17 protein-coding genes are annotated in these 19,689 nt (G+C 33.2%); 8 read left to right on the top strand and 9 right to left on the bottom strand.

The annotated features are described in order from the left end of the window. Positions 1–6 precede the first annotated feature (6 nt). Entirely contained in the window at positions 7–933 is a 927-nt protein-coding gene (locus ACQKCJ_RS12125) for an outer membrane beta-barrel protein (protein ID WP_271337459.1), read from the top strand. A gap of 350 nt (positions 934–1,283) precedes the next feature. Here ACQKCJ_RS12125 and ACQKCJ_RS12120 read toward each other — a convergent pair whose 3' ends face one another. The 4 genes from ACQKCJ_RS12120 to ACQKCJ_RS12105 all read right to left on the bottom strand — a co-directional run bounded on the left by ACQKCJ_RS12120 (position 1,284) and on the right by ACQKCJ_RS12105 (position 7,972). Further along, positions 1,284–2,276, bottom strand: coding sequence for a Gfo/Idh/MocA family protein (locus ACQKCJ_RS12120; protein ID WP_271337460.1), 993 nt, complete (start codon positions 2,274–2,276; stop codon positions 1,284–1,286). Positions 2,277–2,704: 428 nt separating this feature from the next. Next, positions 2,705–4,813 carry a prolyl oligopeptidase family serine peptidase gene (locus ACQKCJ_RS12115; RefSeq protein WP_427402091.1) on the bottom strand — a complete coding sequence of 703 codons (2,109 nt, stop codon included), beginning with the start codon at positions 4,811–4,813 and terminating at the stop codon, positions 2,705–2,707. 433 nt (positions 4,814–5,246) lie between these two features. Beyond that, a complete protein-coding gene (locus tag ACQKCJ_RS12110) occupies positions 5,247–7,454 on the bottom strand; it encodes a TonB-dependent receptor (RefSeq protein WP_271337462.1) in 2,208 nt (735 codons plus the stop codon). 164 nt (positions 7,455–7,618) lie between these two features. Next, a complete protein-coding gene (locus ACQKCJ_RS12105; RefSeq protein ID WP_271337463.1) occupies positions 7,619–7,972 on the bottom strand; it encodes a hypothetical protein in 354 nt (117 codons plus the stop codon). Between the two features lie 191 nt (positions 7,973–8,163). Here ACQKCJ_RS12105 and ACQKCJ_RS12100 point away from each other — a divergent pair, with 191 nt between their 5' ends. After that, complete coding sequence (locus ACQKCJ_RS12100; protein WP_338083393.1) at positions 8,164–8,898, top strand: porin family protein; 735 nt, start codon at positions 8,164–8,166, stop codon at positions 8,896–8,898. On the opposite strand, the gene ACQKCJ_RS12095 is transcribed toward ACQKCJ_RS12100, so the two are convergent. Beyond that, a complete protein-coding gene (locus ACQKCJ_RS12095; protein ID WP_271337464.1) occupies positions 8,893–9,498 on the bottom strand; it encodes a hypothetical protein in 606 nt (201 codons plus the stop codon). The two genes, ACQKCJ_RS12100 and ACQKCJ_RS12095, sit on opposite strands and share 6 nt — an antisense overlap. Before the next feature lie 310 nt (positions 9,499–9,808). On the opposite strand from ACQKCJ_RS12095, the gene ACQKCJ_RS12090 reads away from it, so the two are divergent. The 5 genes from ACQKCJ_RS12090 to ACQKCJ_RS12070 all read left to right on the top strand — a co-directional run bounded on the left by ACQKCJ_RS12090 (position 9,809) and on the right by ACQKCJ_RS12070 (position 14,980). Further along, the gene (locus tag ACQKCJ_RS12090) at positions 9,809–12,280 is read left to right on the top strand and encodes a bifunctional UDP-N-acetylmuramoyl-tripeptide:D-alanyl-D-alanine ligase/alanine racemase (RefSeq protein WP_271337465.1); all 2,472 of its coding nucleotides are present in this window, start codon (positions 9,809–9,811) and stop codon (positions 12,278–12,280) included. A gap of 68 nt (positions 12,281–12,348) precedes the next feature. Beyond that, positions 12,349–12,726 (top strand): large conductance mechanosensitive channel protein MscL, encoded by a 378-nt coding sequence (gene mscL / locus ACQKCJ_RS12085; RefSeq protein ID WP_271337466.1) that lies wholly within the window; start codon positions 12,349–12,351, stop codon positions 12,724–12,726. Between the two features lie 167 nt (positions 12,727–12,893). Further along, positions 12,894–13,883 carry an aspartate-semialdehyde dehydrogenase gene (locus ACQKCJ_RS12080; protein WP_271337467.1) on the top strand — a complete coding sequence of 330 codons (990 nt, stop codon included), beginning with the start codon at positions 12,894–12,896 and terminating at the stop codon, positions 13,881–13,883. Positions 13,884–14,017: 134 nt separating this feature from the next. After that, entirely contained in the window at positions 14,018–14,287 is a 270-nt protein-coding gene (locus ACQKCJ_RS12075) for a hypothetical protein (RefSeq protein WP_427402090.1), read from the top strand. Positions 14,288–14,479: 192 nt separating this feature from the next. After that, a complete protein-coding gene (locus tag ACQKCJ_RS12070) occupies positions 14,480–14,980 on the top strand; it encodes an SMI1/KNR4 family protein (protein ID WP_271337469.1) in 501 nt (166 codons plus the stop codon). A 74-nt stretch (positions 14,981–15,054) separates the two neighbouring features. Here ACQKCJ_RS12070 and ACQKCJ_RS12065 read toward each other — a convergent pair whose 3' ends face one another. The 4 genes from ACQKCJ_RS12065 to ACQKCJ_RS12050 all read right to left on the bottom strand — a co-directional run bounded on the left by ACQKCJ_RS12065 (position 15,055) and on the right by ACQKCJ_RS12050 (position 17,618). Then, positions 15,055–15,372, bottom strand: a complete 318-nt coding sequence (locus ACQKCJ_RS12065; RefSeq protein WP_026982672.1) for a 2Fe-2S iron-sulfur cluster-binding protein — start codon at positions 15,370–15,372, stop codon at positions 15,055–15,057. 60 nt (positions 15,373–15,432) lie between these two features. Next, positions 15,433–15,915, bottom strand: coding sequence for a hypothetical protein (locus ACQKCJ_RS12060; RefSeq protein WP_271337470.1), 483 nt, complete (start codon positions 15,913–15,915; stop codon positions 15,433–15,435). Between the two features lie 216 nt (positions 15,916–16,131). Beyond that, a complete protein-coding gene (locus ACQKCJ_RS12055) occupies positions 16,132–16,371 on the bottom strand; it encodes a NifU family protein (RefSeq protein WP_213306350.1) in 240 nt (79 codons plus the stop codon). Between the two features lie 116 nt (positions 16,372–16,487). Beyond that, positions 16,488–17,618 carry an Mrp/NBP35 family ATP-binding protein gene (locus ACQKCJ_RS12050; RefSeq protein ID WP_271337471.1) on the bottom strand — a complete coding sequence of 377 codons (1,131 nt, stop codon included), beginning with the start codon at positions 17,616–17,618 and terminating at the stop codon, positions 16,488–16,490. 426 nt (positions 17,619–18,044) lie between these two features. Between ACQKCJ_RS12050 and ACQKCJ_RS12045 the strand changes: the two genes are divergently transcribed. Beyond that, complete coding sequence (locus tag ACQKCJ_RS12045) at positions 18,045–19,664, top strand: L,D-transpeptidase family protein (RefSeq protein ID WP_271337472.1); 1,620 nt, start codon at positions 18,045–18,047, stop codon at positions 19,662–19,664. Positions 19,665–19,689: the final 25 nt, after the last annotated feature.

Here is a 19,689-nt window from a genome sequence, read left to right as displayed (position 1 = left end):
AGAATTATGAAAAAGAACCTATTTTTACTCGGATTATTAGTTTGCTCTATGGCGACAATGGCGCAAACAGAAAAAGCAGATAAACCAGAATCATGGTATTTTAAATTAGGAGGATCTTATTTTATTCAGACTGCTGCTACTGAATTTCCAACTGTGGGAGGAAATCTTCCTTTAGACAGAACTTTTGTAGGAGGGAAATTAGTTTCTGAAGAAAGTGTTACAGGTTCTTTTGGTGAAGGTTTCAGAACTGGATTAACAGCCGGATATAGATTTAATGCCCGTTTAGGGGTTGAGTTAGGTGTTAATTATTATACTAGTAAAGATAAGACAATGGCACAAACCAGATCAGATGTGCCTATTACTCCAGCTGGTGTATATGCTTTTAAATCAGTAGGTCAGATTACTGCTTTTGATCTTGCCCCTGCATTGGTTTTGTTTTTAGGAGAACACAAAGGTTTTGAACCCTATACTAAGGTTGGTATTTTAGTTCCTATTCATGGAGATTTAGAAATCACTTCAGATGCTTACGCTCCAATTGCTTTTTCAAATACAGGAGTTCCAACTGCTTTTGGAAATGTTCATAGTGTTGATAAAGTAAAACCAAATCCAACAGTTGGATTTGTTGCTGCTTTAGGAACATCTTATAAATTAGGAAAAAATATTTCAGTTTTTGGTGAATTGGAATACCGTAACTTTACTGTACACGGAAAAACTAAAGAAACTACAGAATTTAATGTTAATGGTAATGATGCTTTGGCAACTAGATCTGCTTCTCAAATACATACAAATTACAGAGACAGATTAGACGTTAATTCTAATAATGCTTTAACAAATCCGAATGGTGTTGATAAAACAAAACCAATGGATGAATTAAGCTCGTATGTTGGGATCTCAGGTTTAGGTTTGACTTTAGGTCTTAAATACAGCTTGTAATTCTTAGAAAATTATACTTAATAAAAAAGAGGATATTCGTTTGAATATCCTCTTTTTTTTGTGCAATCTTGTCATTTCGAAGAATGAGAAATCACACCAGAAGCTCCGCAAAGAATATTACTAATCTTTGTCGATTAACAAGAGGGTAAAATGATGACAAGATTGTGCTGTTTTGCGTTTCAAGGGATTTTTAGCTGTCTTCGCAGTTTGCAATCAGCAATTGTGTCATTTCGACCAAAGGGAGAAATCACATCTAATATTAGACAAAGATTGACGACTTTCTATACAGAGTTTCTCATGTGATTTCTCATTGTTCGAAATGACAACATTGTGCTGAATTATTGTTGTTATTATTTTGAATTCCTAAACTCCTTCAAAACTTCATCAATCACCCAGGTTGTTCTTGCGGCTGATGTTCCTTTTGATGGATTTACGCCTTCGTTGCCCAAAATTTCTGCGACAACAGTTTCGATAAGTGGTTGCTGAATATGAAGCGGGTTTTCGATTGTGACGCTTTCTTTTTCGCCATTTGTATATTGAATGTGTATAGGATCATTGCCGAAAGTAGAGAAAGAGATTTTCCCTTTATCGCCTACAATGTCAGTATTGTCATAACGCTCAAAACTGGCGAAGTTCCAAAGACCTGTTCCGTGAATTCCGTTTTCAAATAAAAAGGACATTGAAACCGAATCTTCGGCAGGATATGCTTTAAGCTGAGAACTGGCATGTCCGCGAACTGATTGAATTGGTCCTAATACAAAATCAAGGAAATCTAACGTATGGCACGCTAAATCGACAAAGATTCCACCACCTGAAATGTGTGGTAAAACAGTCCATGGCAAATTGATTTCGTCGTTGTACCTTTCTTCAAACGGATGATATAAAACACAATTTACATGTTTTACCGTTCCTATTTTATTTTGATCGATTAATTCTTTTATTTTTAAAAATCTTGGCAAACTTCTTCTGTAATAGGCTACAAATAATGGAACATTATGTTCTTTGCAAACGCTGATCATTTCGTTGCATTCTTCAAAAGTTAACGCCATTGGTTTTTCTACATAAACCGGTTTTCCGGCTTTGGCACATAAAATAGTATATTCTTTATGAGACGATGGAGGAGTAGCAATATAAACAGCATCGACTTCCGGATCATTGATTAAATCAATAGCATTCGAATACCATTTAGATACGTTATGGCGTTTAGCATAATCTTCGGCGAGAGCAGCATCTCTTCGCATCACGGCAACTAAGGCTGAGTTGGGAGTTTTCTGAAAAGCCGGTCCGCTTTTTACTTCGGTTACATTTCCACAGCCTATAATTCCCCATTTTACAATTTTCATTTTCTGGTTTTTTTAGTTATTTCAAATTTAAGTTTTATTTAAAAAAAGCTTGCCACGAATTGCATGAATTTTCACGAATTATTTATATTGAAACTGTGTAAAAAAGTTCGCCACAAATTCACGAAGATTTAAAAGGATTTAAGCAGATGCACACAGATTTTATTTTACCGCAAAGCACGCAAAATTTTTGTATCAGACTGGTTCTGTAAAACACAAGTTCGCAAAGCTGGTTCAATACAAAGCTTTGCGAACTTTGCATTTTCTGAAGAATATTTTTATATGAAATCTTTGCGTGCTTTGTGGTAAAATTCTCAACACAAAACAAGCAAATTAAATTCGTGCTAATTAGTGAAATTCGTGGCAAAAAAAAGCCACGAACTCACAAAAATAATTCGTGAATTCGTGGCTAATAAAATTAAGAATAAGTTTTACTTTTTAGGCAAAGCTTTAAAACCCATATTATAAAGCGTGAAAGCTTGAATGTCTACGTTTTCCTGAATCGTTGCCGCAACAGATTTTCCTGCTCCGTGACCTGCTTTTACATCAATACGAATTAAAACAGGATTGTTCCCTGTTTGTTTTTCTTGTAATTCAGCCGCAAATTTAAAACTATGTGCAGGAACAACACGGTCATCGTGATCTCCTGTTGTAACCATAGTTGCAGGATATTGAACACCTTTTTTTACGTTTTGTACAGGAGAATAACCTTTTAGGTATTCAAACATTTCTTTATTATCCTGAGATGTTCCGTAATCGTAAGCCCAACCTGCACCAGCGGTAAAAGTATGGTAACGTAACATATCCATTACACCAACTGCTGGCAAAGCTACCTTCATTAAATCAGGACGCTGTGTCATTGTTGCACCAACTAATAAACCTCCGTTAGAACCTCCGCGAATCGCTAAGAAATCTGATGAAGTATATTTTTGAGCGATTAAGTATTCACCTGCAGCAATAAAATCGTCAAATACATTTTGTTTTTGCAATTTAGTTCCCGCATCATGCCATTTTTTACCATATTCACCACCACCTCTTAAATTGGCAACAGCATAAACTCCGCCGTTTTCCATCCAAACTGCATTTGCAATGCTGAAACTTGGAGTTAAACTAATGTTGAATCCACCGTAACCATAAAGAATTGTTGGATTTTTACCATCTAATTTTAATCCTTTTTTATACGTGATAATCATCGGGATTTTTGTCCCGTCTTTTGAAGTATAGAATACTTGTTTAGATTCGTAATCTTCACTTTTAAAATCAACTTTAGGTTTTTGATATACTTCAGATTTACCTGATTTTGGTTCTAATGAATATATCGTTCCCGGAGTTGTGTAATTTGTAAAGCTGTAATACAATGTTTTTTCGTGTTTCTTTCCTCCAAATCCACCTGCAGTTCCTACAGCAGGAAGTTTGATTTCACGCACTAATTTTCCTTTATAATCGTATTGTTGTACAAACGAAACAGCATCTTTTGTGTAATTAGCAAAAAAGTATCCGCCACCAGTTGATGGTGATAAAATATTTTGAGTTTCTTTGATAAAATCCTTCCAGTTTTCTGGTTTAGGATTATTTAAGTCAACAGTAACAACACGAGTATTTGGTGCGTTCAAGTCAGTTTCGATAAACAATTTAGTACCTTCATTCTCGATAATCTGATTGTTGCTGTTAAAATTATCTACAATCGTTACAATCGGGCTGTTCGCTTTCGTTAAATCTTTAATATACAATTCATTCCCGTAAGTAGAATTGGCAGCTGAGATTACCAGGTACTTGTCATCTTCAGTAACATAACCACCTATGTATCTGCGTTTTTGATCTGCGCCAAAAATAACTTTATCTTCTTTTTGAGAAGTTCCAAGTTTGTGAAAATATAATTTATGCTGATCTGTTTTAGCAGACAATTCACTTCCTTTAGGTTTCTCATAACTAGAGTAATAAAAACCTTCATTCCCGTGCCATGCAATTCCGCTAAATTTTACATCAACCAATGTGTCTTCTATTACTTTTTTAGACAAAGCATCAATAATGATTACTTTTCTCCAGTCGCTTCCACCTTCAGAAATGGCATAAGCAGCTTTGCTTCCGTCTTTAGAAAAATCTAAACCACCAAGAGAAGTTGTTCCGTCTTTCGAGAAAGTATTTGGATCTAAGAAAACTTCCTCTTTACCGTCTTGCCCTTTTCTATAATATACGGATTGATTCTGAAGTCCGTTGTTTTTTGAATAATAAGTGAATTTTCCTTCTACAAATGGAGCACTGATTTTCTCGTAGTTCCATAATTTCTCCATGCGTTTTTTAAGTTCGTCACGAAAAGGGATTTTATCTAAATAACCATAAGTAACCTCGTTTTGAGCTTTTACCCAAGCACCGGTTTCAGCTGATTTGTCGTCTTCAAGCCAACGATATGGATCGTTTACTTTTGTATCAAAATAGACGTCAACTGTTTCGCCTTTCTGGGTTTGTGGATATTGAATTTTATTTTGTGCAAATGAAATTCCTGCAGTTGTAATTGCCATTAATAGAAATGTTTTTTTCATTGTTTAAGTTTAACAGTTGTCACAAAAATAGCGTTTTTTGTTAGATCAGTACCTATTTAACCGCAAAGTCCGCAAAGATTTTATTTAATAATGCTTTTAAAAAATACAAAGTTCGCAAAGCTAAATTTACACAAAGCTTTGCGAACTTTTTGTTTTTATAAAACCAAGCATTTTTAAAAACTTTGCATTTTACCCACCAGCTTTAAAAAAAAGCGTTGTGTTATTTGCGGTAAAATCAGGTTGTATTAGTAAGAATCAACACAAAGCTTTGCGAACTTTGTGTTTTATCAAACAGCTTTACAAAAAAGACTTTGCGTGCTTTGCGGTAAAATTTTTCAGCAAAGTAATACAAAGCTAAACCACGTAAGAAATACAAGTTCAACCAAAAACAAAAATAAACTGATATTATACTTACATAGTTTAATTAAAAAGCTTATAAGTTGAAGTTGACTCCCAGAACAATATTTCGTCCAATGTTAGGGATTCCGTCTGTTTTTAATCTTGATAAGTGAGCAATATATTTTTTGTCGAATAAGTTGTTTCCGTTCAGGTTCACATCAAAAGCATGTTTCCCTAATTTTACCGTTCCGCCAAAGCCAAGATTCACCAAAGTATATCCGTTTGAAGCCGTTTCAAAACCACTAACATTATTTTGATTGAAAGTCGAAGAAACGTTTAAAGAAGCATATCCTTCTTCGAACCAGTTTTTAATTTTAAATTCAGTTCTAAGTGTATTGTTCCAGTTGTTTGCCGGAATTAATGGCAAATAATCACCATTTTGTTTTTTACCGGTTACGGTTTCAAAACTGGTTTCAAAATGTAACCAATCAAGTGGATGCGGATGAAAGTGGAAACCAACTTCACCACCGTACAATTTTGCATTATTCTGAGTATAAGCAAAAACATCATTGTCCTCGCGAGTTTCTCCAGTTGGCGAAGTGTAGATATAATTGTTGATATGATTATAGAATCCGTTAATAAAGAACTCAAAATGCGTGTTTTTATATTCCAGATTTAAATCAGTCTGAACATTTTGCTCTGTTTTCAAATCAGCATTTCCAATTTCATATCTATTGGTTCCTTCGTGAACCCCATTTGAAGTCAGTTCAGCTAAATTTGGAGCTCTAAACCCAGATGCTACATTCAGTCGAAGTGTTAATGGTTCTGCCAGTTTTGTTTTATATCCTAAAGAAGCATTAAAACTGTCAAATGACCTGTCTAAAGGTAAAAAGTAACCTTCTTCGCCTTCTGTTCCGTGTGCGATAGATGTAATATTTCGGTTATCAAAACGCAATCCGGCCTGAACAACACTATTGTTCCATTCGTAATTTGCCGTTCCAAAAACACCAAAATCATTTGTGGTAGCATCCGGAATCAAATATTCTTCGCCAGAATTTTTGTTTGTTTGATGCATTCCCTGAACACCCAAAATAGTTTCAATTTTTCCCAATTTCGGAAAATGGTACTTCGCATTATAATTAAAAGTATTCAGTTTCATATGAAGCGAAGCATCGTTACTATCTTCAAACTCACTTCTGTCATTGGCAATATATCCTAAATCAACATCTAATTTCGAGTTTTGAAAAAATATAACATTGTTTAAACTCAATAAATGATTGAAGATTCCTTGTCTCGGGAACTCTGTATTTTTGCTGGTAGATTGTTCTCCAATTCCGTTATCCGGCATTCCAAGATCCAGTTTGTTGTAGTTGTATCTTAAAACACTTGAGAAACTAGAGTTGCTGTATCCAATTCCGGTTTTAAAATCAGTTTCGTTATAACGGGTATTAGTTACACGTTCCCCATCAGCAATTTTATAATCAGAATGGGAGTTGAAACTTCCGCGAACTAAGAATTTCCAGTTATCAGTAGAGGTTTTTAAACCAAGCGAAGAATTGCTTCCTTGAGTATTAGTAAAGTATTTTTGGCTAAAATTTGCTTTGAAAGTATTTGCATCAGCAAATTTCTCTGGATTAAAATATAAAACTCCTCCCAGAGCATCAGAACCGTATAATAAAGAAGCTGGGCCTTTGATCACTTCAACACTTTCGATTCCGGCATCATTTAAACCTAAACCATGTTCGTCTCCAAACTGTTGATTTTCGATACGAACACCTTGAGAATATACTAGAACTCGATTTCCGCTTAATCCGCGAATAACCGGCTTACCAATAGAAGTTCCCGTAGAAATCTGAGAAACCCCCGGAATCGTTGCTAAACCTTCGATTAAAGTAGAAGTTCCTTTTTGCTGTAATGTTTTGATACTTTCGTGTTCAACCTTCATCACGTTTTGCGATTGTAGTTTGTTGAAAGGTGTTGAAACGACAACTTCGTCCATTTCAAAAACAGATTCAGTAAGTGTTATGTTTATTGTGTTTTCTTTTAAGAGTTTTGTAATTGATTTACTCTGAGTTGTAAATCCAACAAAAGTGAAAGAAAGTCGGAAACTTCCGTTTGGGAGATTCTTAAAATCATATTTTCCGTTCGCATCAGTCGTTGTTCCTTTGTGTAATTCAGGAGCATAAACAGACACGTTTGCCAATGGTTGGTTCTCAAGATTTGTTACTGTTCCTGAAACCGAATTTTGAGCAGAAAGAATGCTCGAAAACCCTAAAATAAGGGCTAATATTAGTTTTTTCATTTGAAAATGATGCTATAATTAATTTGATTTTTATCCTTTAAAGCACAATAACTAAAAATAATAGTAAGATTCGCCGATCCTGAAAGTTTCAGAATGGGGAAATCGACTAATTTTTTTGAAATTAGATTTAAAAGATCTTTGATTTTATTTCGAAAGTTTCGAAATTAAGAAACTATAGCTTCGGGAGGGCCACGTAATAAATACGGACTTTCTGAAAGTGAAAAAACTTTTTCAGGAAGAGAGAAAAAATAAGGGATTTCAGAATTGAAAGTATGAAATTGAAAAGCAAATTGTTCAGGTACTATATAACTTCCAAAAACAAAATGACAAACAAAACATACGTCATAATCATGATGTTGATGTGTTATTTCGCCATTAGGATCATTGTAATTATGATGGCATTGTTTCTCTGAAAGTTGTTTTACAATATGCTCATAACTGTGTATGGACTGAAACAATATTGAGAACAATACCGTTAGAGCCAAAGAAACACTTAATATGAGTTGTTTTCTTTTCATTCCCGACAAAGGTATAAAAGATCAAAGTAAAAAAGATTTATTTTTTAGATTCTGTTGCCTATTTCTTGAAAAAAGTGCAGGAAATGATTTTATTCTCGATCAAAAAGCGAATAATTACGATCTAATTGTATCCTGAACTAGCATTATATTATATTTGTAAGTAAAATAAATTTACACTAAAAAACGTTTACTTGAAAAACTCTTTAAAACCAAAATACGATATGCGATTACTTTTCAGTTGTTTGTTTTTAGTATCGTTTTTCAATTCTTTTGCTCAGGAAGTTAAACCGGAGATAAAGCCTATTGTAAAAATTGACTCATTATATCGTGAGGATCAGTTTTACTTTTCGGTTACCTACAATCTTTTGCTTAACGGACCTACGGGTTTAAAACAAAATAAATTTTCGGCTGGTGTTTCTGCCGGTTTCTTGCGGGATATGCCTATCAATAAAGACAGAACTATTGCAATTGCAGCAGGTTTTGGTTTGAGTTACCAAAATTTCTATCAAAATTTTACAGTTTCGAAAAGTGCAGACGGAACAAATGTTTACAATGTAAGTAGTTATAGCGACATTGGTTCGAATAGATATAAGCAATATTCTGTAGATGTGCCAATTGAGTTTAGATGGAGAAACTCAACTTACGAAAGTTATAAATTTTGGAGGATTTATAGCGGTGTAAAAATGAGTTATATATTCTCAGATAAATCAATTTTAAAAGACGGGGATGCCAGTTATAAAGTATCTAATAACAAAGATATCAATCAATTTCAGTACGGAGTTTATGTTTCGGCAGGTTATAATACCTGGAATGTATATTGCTATTATGGTTTGAATGGTTTATTTGATAAATCAGTTAAAACCGTTTCCGGCGAAAATGTCCAAATGAGCGCCATGAACATTGGTTTGATTTTTTACATTTTATAACCACAAATACAAAAACAGCAATTGCGGAAATATTCCGATAAATGTTCCAATTAATAATTCATTTGGCGAATGTGCTTCCATTTCTAATCGTGAAGAAGCTACAATACCAGTCATTAAAATCAAAAAAGCGGCCCAATAAGGATTTTGCATTTGAAGATGTATATTCAAACCAATTGCAAAAATTGTAAATCCGCTGATTGCCATCATATGCAAGCTTGCTTTTATCTTAAACAAAGAGCATACTAAAGCTAAAATAGTACTAAATAAGGCACCAAGAAAAAAGAAATGTAATTCAGGATATCGAGCAATGACAATACTTCTTTTTACCAATAAAATATACAAAAAACACTGTAAAATAAGAGGGATTCTGCGTTGAGATGTTTCATGAATCATCACCGATTTGACATGTCCGGTCGAACGAAGCAATAAGAAAAACAATACCGGTACCAAAATCGTAATAATCAGAATCTGAAATAAAACATAATACTTTTCCTGATTGGTAAAAGCATCATTTTTGCAAAAAAGATAAAATAAAGTAGCATACATCGAGATAAAAATCGGATGTAATATATAGGAAAATATAGGGAGTATTTTTTTCAAAACGTTGTGTTTAGTGGTGTTAGCAAATATAAACAAATAATGTTTTTTGCAATGAATTTCACTAATTTTTAAGGATTTTAATTTGCCGTAATTTTTTGCCACAGATTAAAAAGATTAAAAATGATTTGTTATGGGTGTAGTTTTTTTGCCACGAATTCACGAATTAGAATTGGTGTAGATTGGTGTAATTCGTGGCAAATTTTTTTCTAATCCGTGATAATCTGTTAATCTGTGGCAAAACGAATAATTAGTGAAAATTTGTGAAATTAGTGGCAAACCTTTTTTTAAATTTGACAAAAAGATTTTCTAAATGAGCATAAATTTAAAAAGCCTAATCCCGGTTCTTAATGCCGAATGGATGGGCTCAAACACTGATATTTTTATTGATCACATTTCAATCGATAGCCGTTCGTTACAAAACGGATCTGAAACGTTGTTTATTGCCTTATCTGGTGTTAATAATGACGCTCATTTGTATATTGCAGAATTGATCGAAAAAGGTGTTCAAAATTTTGTTGTTCAATATATTCCTGAAAACGCTTTAGGAAAAGCCAATTTTTTAGTAGTAAAAAACACGCTTAATGCACTGCATGAATTTGCCGCATATTATCGTAATCTTTTTCATTTTCCCATTATCGGATTGACCGGAAGCAATGGTAAAACGATAGTAAAAGAATGGCTTAATTTCTTGTTGAGCCCCGATTTTAATATAATTCGAAGTCCAAAAAGCTATAACTCGCAAGTTGGAGTTCCGTTATCCCTAATTGCTATTAATGAAAAACACAATTTAGGAATTTTTGAAGCCGGAATTTCGACGGTTAATGAAATGGTCAATCTCGAAAAAATCATTAAGCCTACCATTGGTGTTTTAACCAACATTGGTTCTGCGCATGATGAAGGTTTTGAAAACCAGCAGCAAAAAATCAATGAGAAATTGTTATTATTCAAAGAGTCAGCAGTAATAATTTATCAAAAGAATCTACTTGTAGATCAATGTCTGACTTTGTTTTGTACTAAATATCCATTACAAGAAAGGGATCTTTTTTCATGGAGTTTTACAGATGTTTCTGCGGACGTTTTTATTCTGAAAAGAGAGAATAAAAGCGATTCAACCAATATTAAATACCAATATAAAGGAGAAAACTTCGATTTAGAAATTCCGTTTAGTGACTCAGCTTCTATAGAAAATGCTGTTTCCTGTTTAGTCGTTTTGCTTTATTTTAAATATGATTCTGAAACTATTCAAAATAGGGTTCAGAATCTGTATCCGGTACAAATGCGCCTGGAAGTAAAAAACGGAATCAATAATTGCAGTATTATTGATGATAGTTACAGCTCTGATTTTGAATCGCTGAAAATTGCCCTCGATTTTTTAGAAAGCCAACAAAAAAAGAATGCTTCAAAAACTATTATTTTGTCAGATATTGTTCAAAGCGGATTCTCTAATAAAGAGCTGTATTCTAAAGTTGCGCAATTAATTACTGATAATAATATAAACAGAGTAATCGCTATTGGAGCAACCATCTCATCTTTTGCAGATCAATTTTCTAATTGTATTACCTTTCAAAATACAGCTGAATTTATTGCTCATATTGAAAGCCTGAATTTCGAAAATGAAACCATATTGATAAAAGGAGCAAGATCATTTCAGTTCGAAGAGATTGTTTCTTTATTAGAAGAAAAAACACATGAAACAATTCTCGAGATTAATCTGAATTCAATAAGTCATAACCTGAATTATTATAAATCAAAATTAGCCAATAACGTCAAATTGATGGTTATGGTAAAAGCATTTGGTTACGGAAACGGAGGATTGGAAATTGCTAAATTGCTTGAACATCATAAGGTAGATTATTTAGGTGTGGCTTTTGCCGATGAAGGAATCTCACTGAAAAATGGCGGAATAAAATTGCCAATTATGGTTTTGAATCCGGAATCGACCAGTTTTCCTTCGATTATTCAATACAACTTAGAACCTGAAATTTATAGCGTAAAAGGCTTGAAAGCTTTTCTTAAAATTGCCAAAGAAAAGAACTTAAAAGATTTTCCGATTCATATAAAATTAGACACAGGAATGCATCGTTTGGGTTTTGAGGAAAATACATTGGACGAATTGATTCAGACTTTAAAAGGAAATTCAACGGTGAAAGTAAAAAGTGTTTTATCTCATTTGGCAACAAGTGATGAAGTACGACATTTTGATTTTGTTCATTCGCAAATTAATTTATTCGAAAAATTATCGTCCCGATTAATTTCAGTATTAAATATTAATCCAATTCGCCATATTTTGAATACGTCCGGAATCAGCAATTTCCCGGATGCACAATATAATATGGTGCGATTAGGAATTGGTTTGTACGGAGTTTCAAACGATCCGGCAGAACAAAAATACCTGGAAAATGTAGGGACATTAAAATCCATTATTTCTCAGGTTCGAACGATTCCTGGCGGCGACAGCGTTGGTTATGGCCGACGTTTCATGGCTGAGAAAGAAACTAAAATTGCAACAATCCCAATAGGCTATGCTGACGGTATTTCTCGCTTATGGGGAAATTTGGTTGGATATGTTGTTATTAAAAATCAAAAAGCCCAAATTGTTGGCAATGTTTGTATGGATATGCTCATGGTAGATGTGACTCATATTGATTGTAAAGAAGGCGATCCTGTAATTATTTTTGGAGAAAATCCAACGGTCGTGGAGATGGCAGTAGCTTTAAAAACAATTCCTTATGAGATCATGACCAGTATTTCGCAACGCGTAAAAAGGGTATTTTTTAGATAGAATTATGAAATTATGCAGAAAATTACGTATTTTCGATATCAATTAATTATAAACTAAAATAAACAATTATGGGGATGTTTTCAGAATTTAAGGAATTTGCAATGAAAGGCAACGTAGTCGATCTGGCTGTGGGTGTGATCATTGGAGCTGCTTTTGGTAAAATTGTAAGCTCATTAATTGAAAATGTAATTACACCTTTAATACTAAAACCGGCATTAGATGCGGCTCATTTATCGACTATCGAGGAGCTGACCGCTTTTGGAGGCGTTAAGTACGGTTTGTTTCTTTCGGCAGTAATTAACTTTTTAATTGTTGCTTTTGTTTTGTTCTTAATCATTAAAGGAATAAACCATGCAAAAAAGAAAGATGTTGCTCCGCCACCGCCGGCAGGACCAACTCAGGAAGAATTACTTATTCAGATTAGAGATCTGTTAAAAAATAAATAATATACCGCTACACTAAGTCTAATTTAACCGTTCCTTAATTGGGACGGTTTTTTTGTTTTTGTTTGATTTGTAACATTTTGTTATTTTTTGTGAAGCACCTTGTTTTGTTTTTTATTATAGCTACTTTTGCAGAGTAAATTAGATTAATTCATACTAAAAATATAAAAATGAGAATAGCCGTTGTAGGTGCCACTGGTATGGTTGGCGAAATAATGCTTAAAGTTTTAGCAGAAAGAAATTTTCCAGTTACTGAGTTAATTCCTGTTGCTTCTGAAAAATCAGTAGGAAAAGAAATAGAATATAAAGGTCAAAAATATAAAGTTGTTGGGTTGCAAACAGCAGTTGATTTAAAAGCGGATATCGCTCTTTTCTCAGCTGGAGGTGATACTTCATTAGAGTGGGCACCAAAATTTGCAGCAGCAGGAACTACAGTTATTGATAATTCTTCGGCCTGGAGAATGGATCCGACAAAAAAGCTAATTGTTCCGGAAATCAATGCTGATACTTTAACAAAAGAAGATAAAATTATTGCAAACCCAAACTGCTCCACTATTCAGATGGTTTTGACTTTGGCACCATTGCATAGAAAATACAATATAAAAAGAATCATTGTTTCTACCTACCAATCCATTACCGGAACAGGTGTAAAAGCAGTGAGACAATTAGAGAACGAATACGCAGGAGTTCAGGGAGAAATGGCTTATAAATATCCAATTCATAGAAATGCAATTCCACATTGCGATAGTTTCGAAGAAAACGGATACACGAAAGAAGAAATGAAATTAGTTCGTGAAACTCAAAAAATCCTTGGGGATAACACGATTAGAGTTACGGCAACTGCTGTTCGTGTACCAGTTGTAGGTGGACATAGCGAAGCTGTAAATGTTGAGTTTACAAATGATTTTGATGTAAACGAAGTTCGTGAAATTTTGCATAACACGGATGGAATAGTGGTGCAGGATAATTTAGATACTTTTACCTACCCAATGCCACTATATGCCGAAGGTAAAAATGATGTTTTTGTTGGAAGAATCCGACGTGACGAAAGCCAGGAAAATACATTAAACATGTGGATTGTTGCTGATAACTTAAGAAAAGGTGCTGCAACAAACACAATTCAAATCGCTGAATATTTAATTGCAGCTGGTTTGGTATAATCAGAGATTAAAGAAAATTGTTATAAAGGAAAAGCCGTAATTGCAGTAATGTGATTGCGGTTTTTTTGTTGGAGTGTTTAAAAGTTTTTGAGTAAGAAATAATACTTTTGTTTTAATCATAAAAGAGTAAAGGCATGAGAACAGAAACTAGCCATTTTTGGTTTGGTAAATTTAGATCAGAAGCGGAATGTTTTAATTTTTTAGGTGAAAATGAAACGTATTATGAAGAAGATGATATAAAGGAAGAAGATAAATATATCTCTGAATTTGCAAGATCTCAAAGTGAGAATTTTTTAGATCATGACTTTATGGAAAGCGGTTTTGAAAATGAAAATGTTTCATTTGAAGAAAAATTCTCAAAATATTCTTATGCTGACCAATGGATTGTTGAAGCAAAAAGTTGATCAAAGAATCAAAATCTGGAGAGTATAAATACGATCGTGTTCATTTCGAAAGATCAGATAGAAAAACCAGTTTCAATAATTAATTCAAAATTTGAGTTACTTTATATTGGAGAAATTGAATATGAAATTTGATTAAAAAGTTTTAAAGAAATAATCTAAATCCTATCTTAGCTTATAAATACAAAAAAACTGATGAACTTCGATAACTATAAAATAATCCCCAACTATAAAACCAATAAAACAGATTTATTCCTTGCTGAGAAAGAAGAAATCCTGGCCTGCGAAAAAACCTTAAATATTGTTTTTGACGATGATTACAAACAATATGTTTTAACATACGGAAGCGGAATTCTCGGCGGAACCTATGTTAGAATTTATCTTCCGGAAAACATAATATTAACAGATACTGAATGGAAAGATCGTATAAGTGAATATTGGTTTTGGGATGAAGGAAAAGAAATATTGACAAAAGAAGAAGTATTAAACTCTGTTAGAATTGGTGATACTTTTGATGGAGATGAAATTATTCTTTACAAAGGAGAATATTTTATCTTGCCGCGAAATAGCGAAATGATCTACAAAACAGGAAAAACACTTGAAGAAACCATTACATGGTTGTGTTCATCCGGAATCCTGACCGAAGCATTTCCTGAAAGAGAATTTGAACCTTTTGATCCAGGTGAACTTATATAAATCCCAAAAAAAAATTCCAAATTCCAATTGCTATAATTGGAATTTGGAATTTTAAAAATATTGTAATTTATAGCTTAATATTCAGGTGCTAATTCTAATTCTAATCCTTCTAACTCGGTAGTAATTGGAATCTGACAACCTAAACGGCTATTTGATTTAACATAAAATGCTTCCGATAACATAGCTTCTTCTTCATCTCCCATTTCTGGTAATGCAACATCATTAAGAACATAACACTGGCAAGAAGCACACATGGCCATTCCGCCACAGGTTCCTTCAACAGGAAGTTCGTATGCTTTGCATAACTCCATTATATTCATTGCCATATCAGTTGGAGCTTGTAATTCGTGTATAACTCCTTCTCGATCTTTAATCTTTATTAATACATCCATTTTAATTATTTGGAATTTTACTGGTTAGGATTTTATAACGTGAAAAAATCCCTAATTACATTAACTATTTTTTATACTAAATGCGTATTCTTTTTTATTACCTTCTTTAAGACGCATTTTTACACCAAGGGTATTTCCGTTTTTTTCTAGTATCGTTACAAAAGCAATTACAGAATAATAATCTTTGTCTGCCTGAAAGATTAAAGTTCCTTCGTAAGTCGAATTCATTACACCTTGCTTGTCTGTTGTTACAGATACTTTTCTTGGATGACTAAATTCTGCAGTGCTATAAGTAGCTTTGTTTGCAAATTTGGCTTTTCCGTTGCAGAAATCGAATAAGAAGTCATAATTACCAATTCTCAGGGAGCCTTCTTCATCACTTGCATTAGTCGAAAATACTATTTGACCTGCGTATTTAAAATCTGACCATTCTTCTGCTTCATTTAGCCAGGCTTTGTCAACAATTAATGTTTGTGTGGTTTGCTGGGCATAACTTACAGAAACAAAAAACAACAATAAAAATAGAGCGTAATAGTTCTTCATAAATTTAAGGTTTTGGGGTTATGTGACAAATTTAAGTTAAATATGTAACAATTCCTTAACGGAAACTCTTAAATCTTTATGTTGTTTTTTATTAAATTCGTAATAAGTAACTTTAATTTTATTTTATTTTTGAATATTTAGAAATCAAACCCTTCAAAGAGCTATTATTCCTGTTAAATATTCAAATCTAAAAAATAGAAAAAATACTGTTTTTTATTACATTATATTAACCACAGTTTCAATTTGTGGTGCATATTTTTTTATTGTAGTTTCAACCCCTGCTTTCAAAGTCATTTGATTAACACTGCAGCTAATGCATGCTCCTTCAAGTCGAACTTTAACGTGTTTGTCGTCGTCTATAGAAATTAGAGTAATGTCTCCACCGTCAGAATTTAAAAAAGGTCTGATTTCTTCTAGAGCTAATAATACGTTGTTTGTTAATTCTTCTGTTGTCATAATTTTATCAATTAGGTAATTAGTCAAATTAGATAATTAGAAAATTCACTTTGAAGTAAAATTGTCTAATTATCTAATTTTCAAATCATCTCATTAGTTGTATCTCAATTATCTAATTATTTCTTAACTGCTGAGCAACCTGCCATAGTTGTAATTTTGATGGCTTCTGTTGCAGGTAAATTGTCATTTCTGTTTACTACTTCCTGAACAACATTTCTGGTTATTTCTTCAAAAACAGTTTCGATTGCTGATGCCGTTTGCATTGCTGCAGGGCGACCAAAATCTCCCGCTTCGCGAATAGATTGTACAATTGGTACTTCTCCTAAAAATGGAACATCAAGATCTTCGGCAAGGTTTTTTGCACCTTCCTGACCAAAGATATAGTATTTATTGTCAGGTAATTCTTCTGGTGTAAAGTACGCCATATTTTCGATAATTCCCAAAACAGGAACATTAATGTTGTCCTGCATAAACATAGCAACACCTTTTTTAGCATCGGCAAGAGCCACAGCCTGAGGTGTACTTACTACAACAGCACCGGTAATTGGTAATGATTGCATGATCGAAAGATGAATATCTCCCGTTCCTGGAGGTAAATCGATTAACATGAAATCTAATTCTCCCCAATCAGCATCAAAAATCATTTGGTTCAAAGCTTTTGCAGCCATTGGACCTCTCCAGATAACCGCCTGACTTGGAGCAGTGAAAAAACCAATAGAAAGTATTTTTATACCATAACTTTCAACAGGTTTCATTTTTGATTTTCCGTCAACAGTAATCGAAATTGGTTTTTCGTTTTCAACATCAAACATAATAGGCATCGAAGGCCCGTAGATATCTGCATCAAGAACACCAACATTAAAACCCATTTTAGCAAGTGTTACAGCAAGATTCGCAGTAACAGTCGATTTTCCAACTCCACCTTTACCAGAAGCAACGGCAATAATATTTTTGATTCCCGGAATAGCTTTTCCTTTTATTTCGTTAGGATTTTCTTTTGCCTCAACTTTAATGTTTACTTTGATTTTTGCCTCAGGAGATACCAATTCAAGAATTGTTTTTTTGATATCGTCTTCAGCTCTTTTTTTAATGTGCATTGCTGGCGTATGCAGAACTAAATCTACTACAACTTCATCACCAAAAGTTATTACATTGGCAACAGCACCACTTTCAACCATATTTTTTCCTTCGCCAGCTATAGTGATTGTCTCTAGAGCTTTAAGAATTTCTTTTCTATCTAATTTCATTTTAATCTACTGTTTTCTATTGAAAGAAATCGATTTAAGCATTGTGTTTATTTAAACTGATTTCAGACTACAAAGATAACAGATTATGTTCGGATTCAAACCCTTTTAAATTGTATTTATTGATATTGAGATTAGTCAAAATGATTCTTATTGTTTGTATTTACTTTCTTATATCAAAAAAATGTTGGCACCATTTCACCTGCTCCTCTATACAAAGAATTCTTTTTGAGCTAAAACATATGAATTTTACGATAAATTTTCAGAATAGGTTGACTAAAATTCCAATAATCTTCGCTATATTTGAGTACCCTAAATTTATAATTTCTACTGTTTTTTAAAAATATCTGAAAACTTGTTAATAGGTAAATTATGGTTTTTCGTTATTTTTTAATAAAATTTATTTGCTAAAATCTAAATCTAAAAAGTATGCGAAATTTTACTTCTTTACCTGTTATTGCGGCCGTTATATTTTTGATGTTTTCCTTTGAATCTTCAGGAAAGGAAATCGAAATAAAAAGTAAAATGACGGGGTCTGAAAATACTTTTTTAATCAAAAAGTACGTATCAAAAGTTACTGTTAATGCGGAATCGATTACTGAGTTTTACAAGAAATATCCCAAATTAAAAAAGTACCAAAGTGACGTTTTAGATCTGTATAAAAAGAAAGAATACAGTGCAATCTGGCATGATGATAAAAGAGTCAGCGAATTTGGTTCGTTACTCTATCATAAAGTACGTTTATTGGGTGACCAGGGTATCAAGGCTACTATGCCTTATATGGATTTGGTCGATGATGTTTTTAATGAAAACGTGTCCAATAAACTTCCTCAGATAGATACAGAACTTTTATTATCTAATATGTATGTCTTTTATGCCAGTAATGTATATTCTGGTGTTGATCCTGCAACCTTAAAGAAAATTGGTTGGTTTTTGCCGGCAAAAAGTATTTCGTATGCCAAGATATTAGATTCATTGATAGTTGATCCCGCAAGATTAAATAAAGATGAAAATCTTTTGTTTGGGCAATATTATAAGCTTAAAGCAATGTTGAAAAAATATCGAACTATTGAGCAAAATAAGCAATGGACAAAAATAGATATAGACAGCTTAAATTATAAGGATTTAAAGCCTTTTGATAGTGGAGTGGCTGTAAAACAAATAAGAGCACGATTGTTTGTAGTTGGAGATTTAGCACAAGATTCTAAAAGAGATGTCTACGATGAGGAGATGATGGCAGGTGTTTTAAAATATAAAAAGAGATACGGTCTTAAGTTAAATTATGCACTTACCAGAGATCATATCAACCAAATGAATGAGCCAGTTGGAAATCGTATTAAGACGATTATGCTTAATATGGAACGCTGCAGATGGATACCAACTAACTTGGCACAAGCTAGTGAATACATTATGATTAACATACCATCATTTAGATTGGTGTATGTGAAAAATGGTAAATATGAATTGGTTTCGGATGTTTTTGTTGGAACCAGGATGACTGAAACAGTGATTTTTAGCGGAATGATGGACAGAATCGTATTTAGTCCTTATTGGTATGTGCCGCAGAGTATTATTAAAAATGAATTAAAACTCAAAATGGCCGAAGATAAAAATTATCTGGCAGATCATAATATGGAATGGAATGGCGGAAATGTTCGTCAAAAACCCGGACCTAAAAATTCTCTGGGATTGGTTAAATTTATGTTCCCAAACCCAAATGATATTTATTTGCACGATACACCGGCTAAGAGTTTATTTGATTTTGAAAAACGTATTTTTAGTCATGGATGTATTAATGTTAAAGAAGCAAAAAATTTGGCTCTTGCTATTTTAAAAGACGATCCGGATTGGCCTGTTGATAAAATAGATCAGGCAATGAGTGGGGAGAAAGAGACAACTTGTAAGCTTAAAACTAAAATCCCAATCTATATTGGTTACTTTACAGCGTGGGTTAATGATGAAGGAGAAATTGGTTTTTATCCGGATGTGTATGACAGAGACGCGCAATTAGATAAATTGCTTTACTCAGATTCTGTTGCTATAAAATAAGTGCAAGCAAGATTCTGTTGTTTTA

Origin of the sequence: Flavobacterium sp. NPDC079362, assembly GCF_050267765.1 — a bacterium.
In the GTDB taxonomy this organism is placed as follows: Bacteria; Bacteroidota; Bacteroidia; order Flavobacteriales; family Flavobacteriaceae; genus Flavobacterium; species Flavobacterium azizsancarii.
This window is presented reverse-complemented; position numbering and strand designations above follow the sequence as displayed.

Excerpts from the sequence above, each read along its gene's own strand:
- ACQKCJ_RS12125 (WP_271337459.1), top strand. The coding sequence starts at position 7 with ATGAAAAAGAACCTATTTTTACTCGGATTATTAGTTTGCTCTATGGCG.
- ACQKCJ_RS12120 (WP_271337460.1), bottom strand. The coding sequence starts at position 2,276 with ATGAAAATTGTAAAATGGGGAATTATAGGCTGTGGAAATGTAACCGAA.
- ACQKCJ_RS12115 (WP_427402091.1), bottom strand. The coding sequence starts at position 4,813 with ATGAAAAAAACATTTCTATTAATGGCAATTACAACTGCAGGAATTTCA.
- ACQKCJ_RS12110 (WP_271337462.1), bottom strand. The coding sequence starts at position 7,454 with ATGAAAAAACTAATATTAGCCCTTATTTTAGGGTTTTCGAGCATTCTT.
- ACQKCJ_RS12105 (WP_271337463.1), bottom strand. The coding sequence starts at position 7,972 with ATGAAAAGAAAACAACTCATATTAAGTGTTTCTTTGGCTCTAACGGTA.
- ACQKCJ_RS12090 (WP_271337465.1), top strand. The coding sequence starts at position 9,809 with ATGAGCATAAATTTAAAAAGCCTAATCCCGGTTCTTAATGCCGAATGG.
- mscL (WP_271337466.1), top strand. The coding sequence starts at position 12,349 with ATGGGGATGTTTTCAGAATTTAAGGAATTTGCAATGAAAGGCAACGTA.
- ACQKCJ_RS12080 (WP_271337467.1), top strand. The coding sequence starts at position 12,894 with ATGAGAATAGCCGTTGTAGGTGCCACTGGTATGGTTGGCGAAATAATG.
- ACQKCJ_RS12075 (WP_427402090.1), top strand. The coding sequence starts at position 14,018 with ATGAGAACAGAAACTAGCCATTTTTGGTTTGGTAAATTTAGATCAGAA.
- ACQKCJ_RS12070 (WP_271337469.1), top strand. The coding sequence starts at position 14,480 with ATGAACTTCGATAACTATAAAATAATCCCCAACTATAAAACCAATAAA.
- ACQKCJ_RS12065 (WP_026982672.1), bottom strand. The coding sequence starts at position 15,372 with ATGGATGTATTAATAAAGATTAAAGATCGAGAAGGAGTTATACACGAA.
- ACQKCJ_RS12060 (WP_271337470.1), bottom strand. The coding sequence starts at position 15,915 with ATGAAGAACTATTACGCTCTATTTTTATTGTTGTTTTTTGTTTCTGTA.
- ACQKCJ_RS12055 (WP_213306350.1), bottom strand. The coding sequence starts at position 16,371 with ATGACAACAGAAGAATTAACAAACAACGTATTATTAGCTCTAGAAGAA.
- ACQKCJ_RS12050 (WP_271337471.1), bottom strand. The coding sequence starts at position 17,618 with ATGAAATTAGATAGAAAAGAAATTCTTAAAGCTCTAGAGACAATCACT.
- ACQKCJ_RS12045 (WP_271337472.1), top strand. The coding sequence starts at position 18,045 with ATGCGAAATTTTACTTCTTTACCTGTTATTGCGGCCGTTATATTTTTG.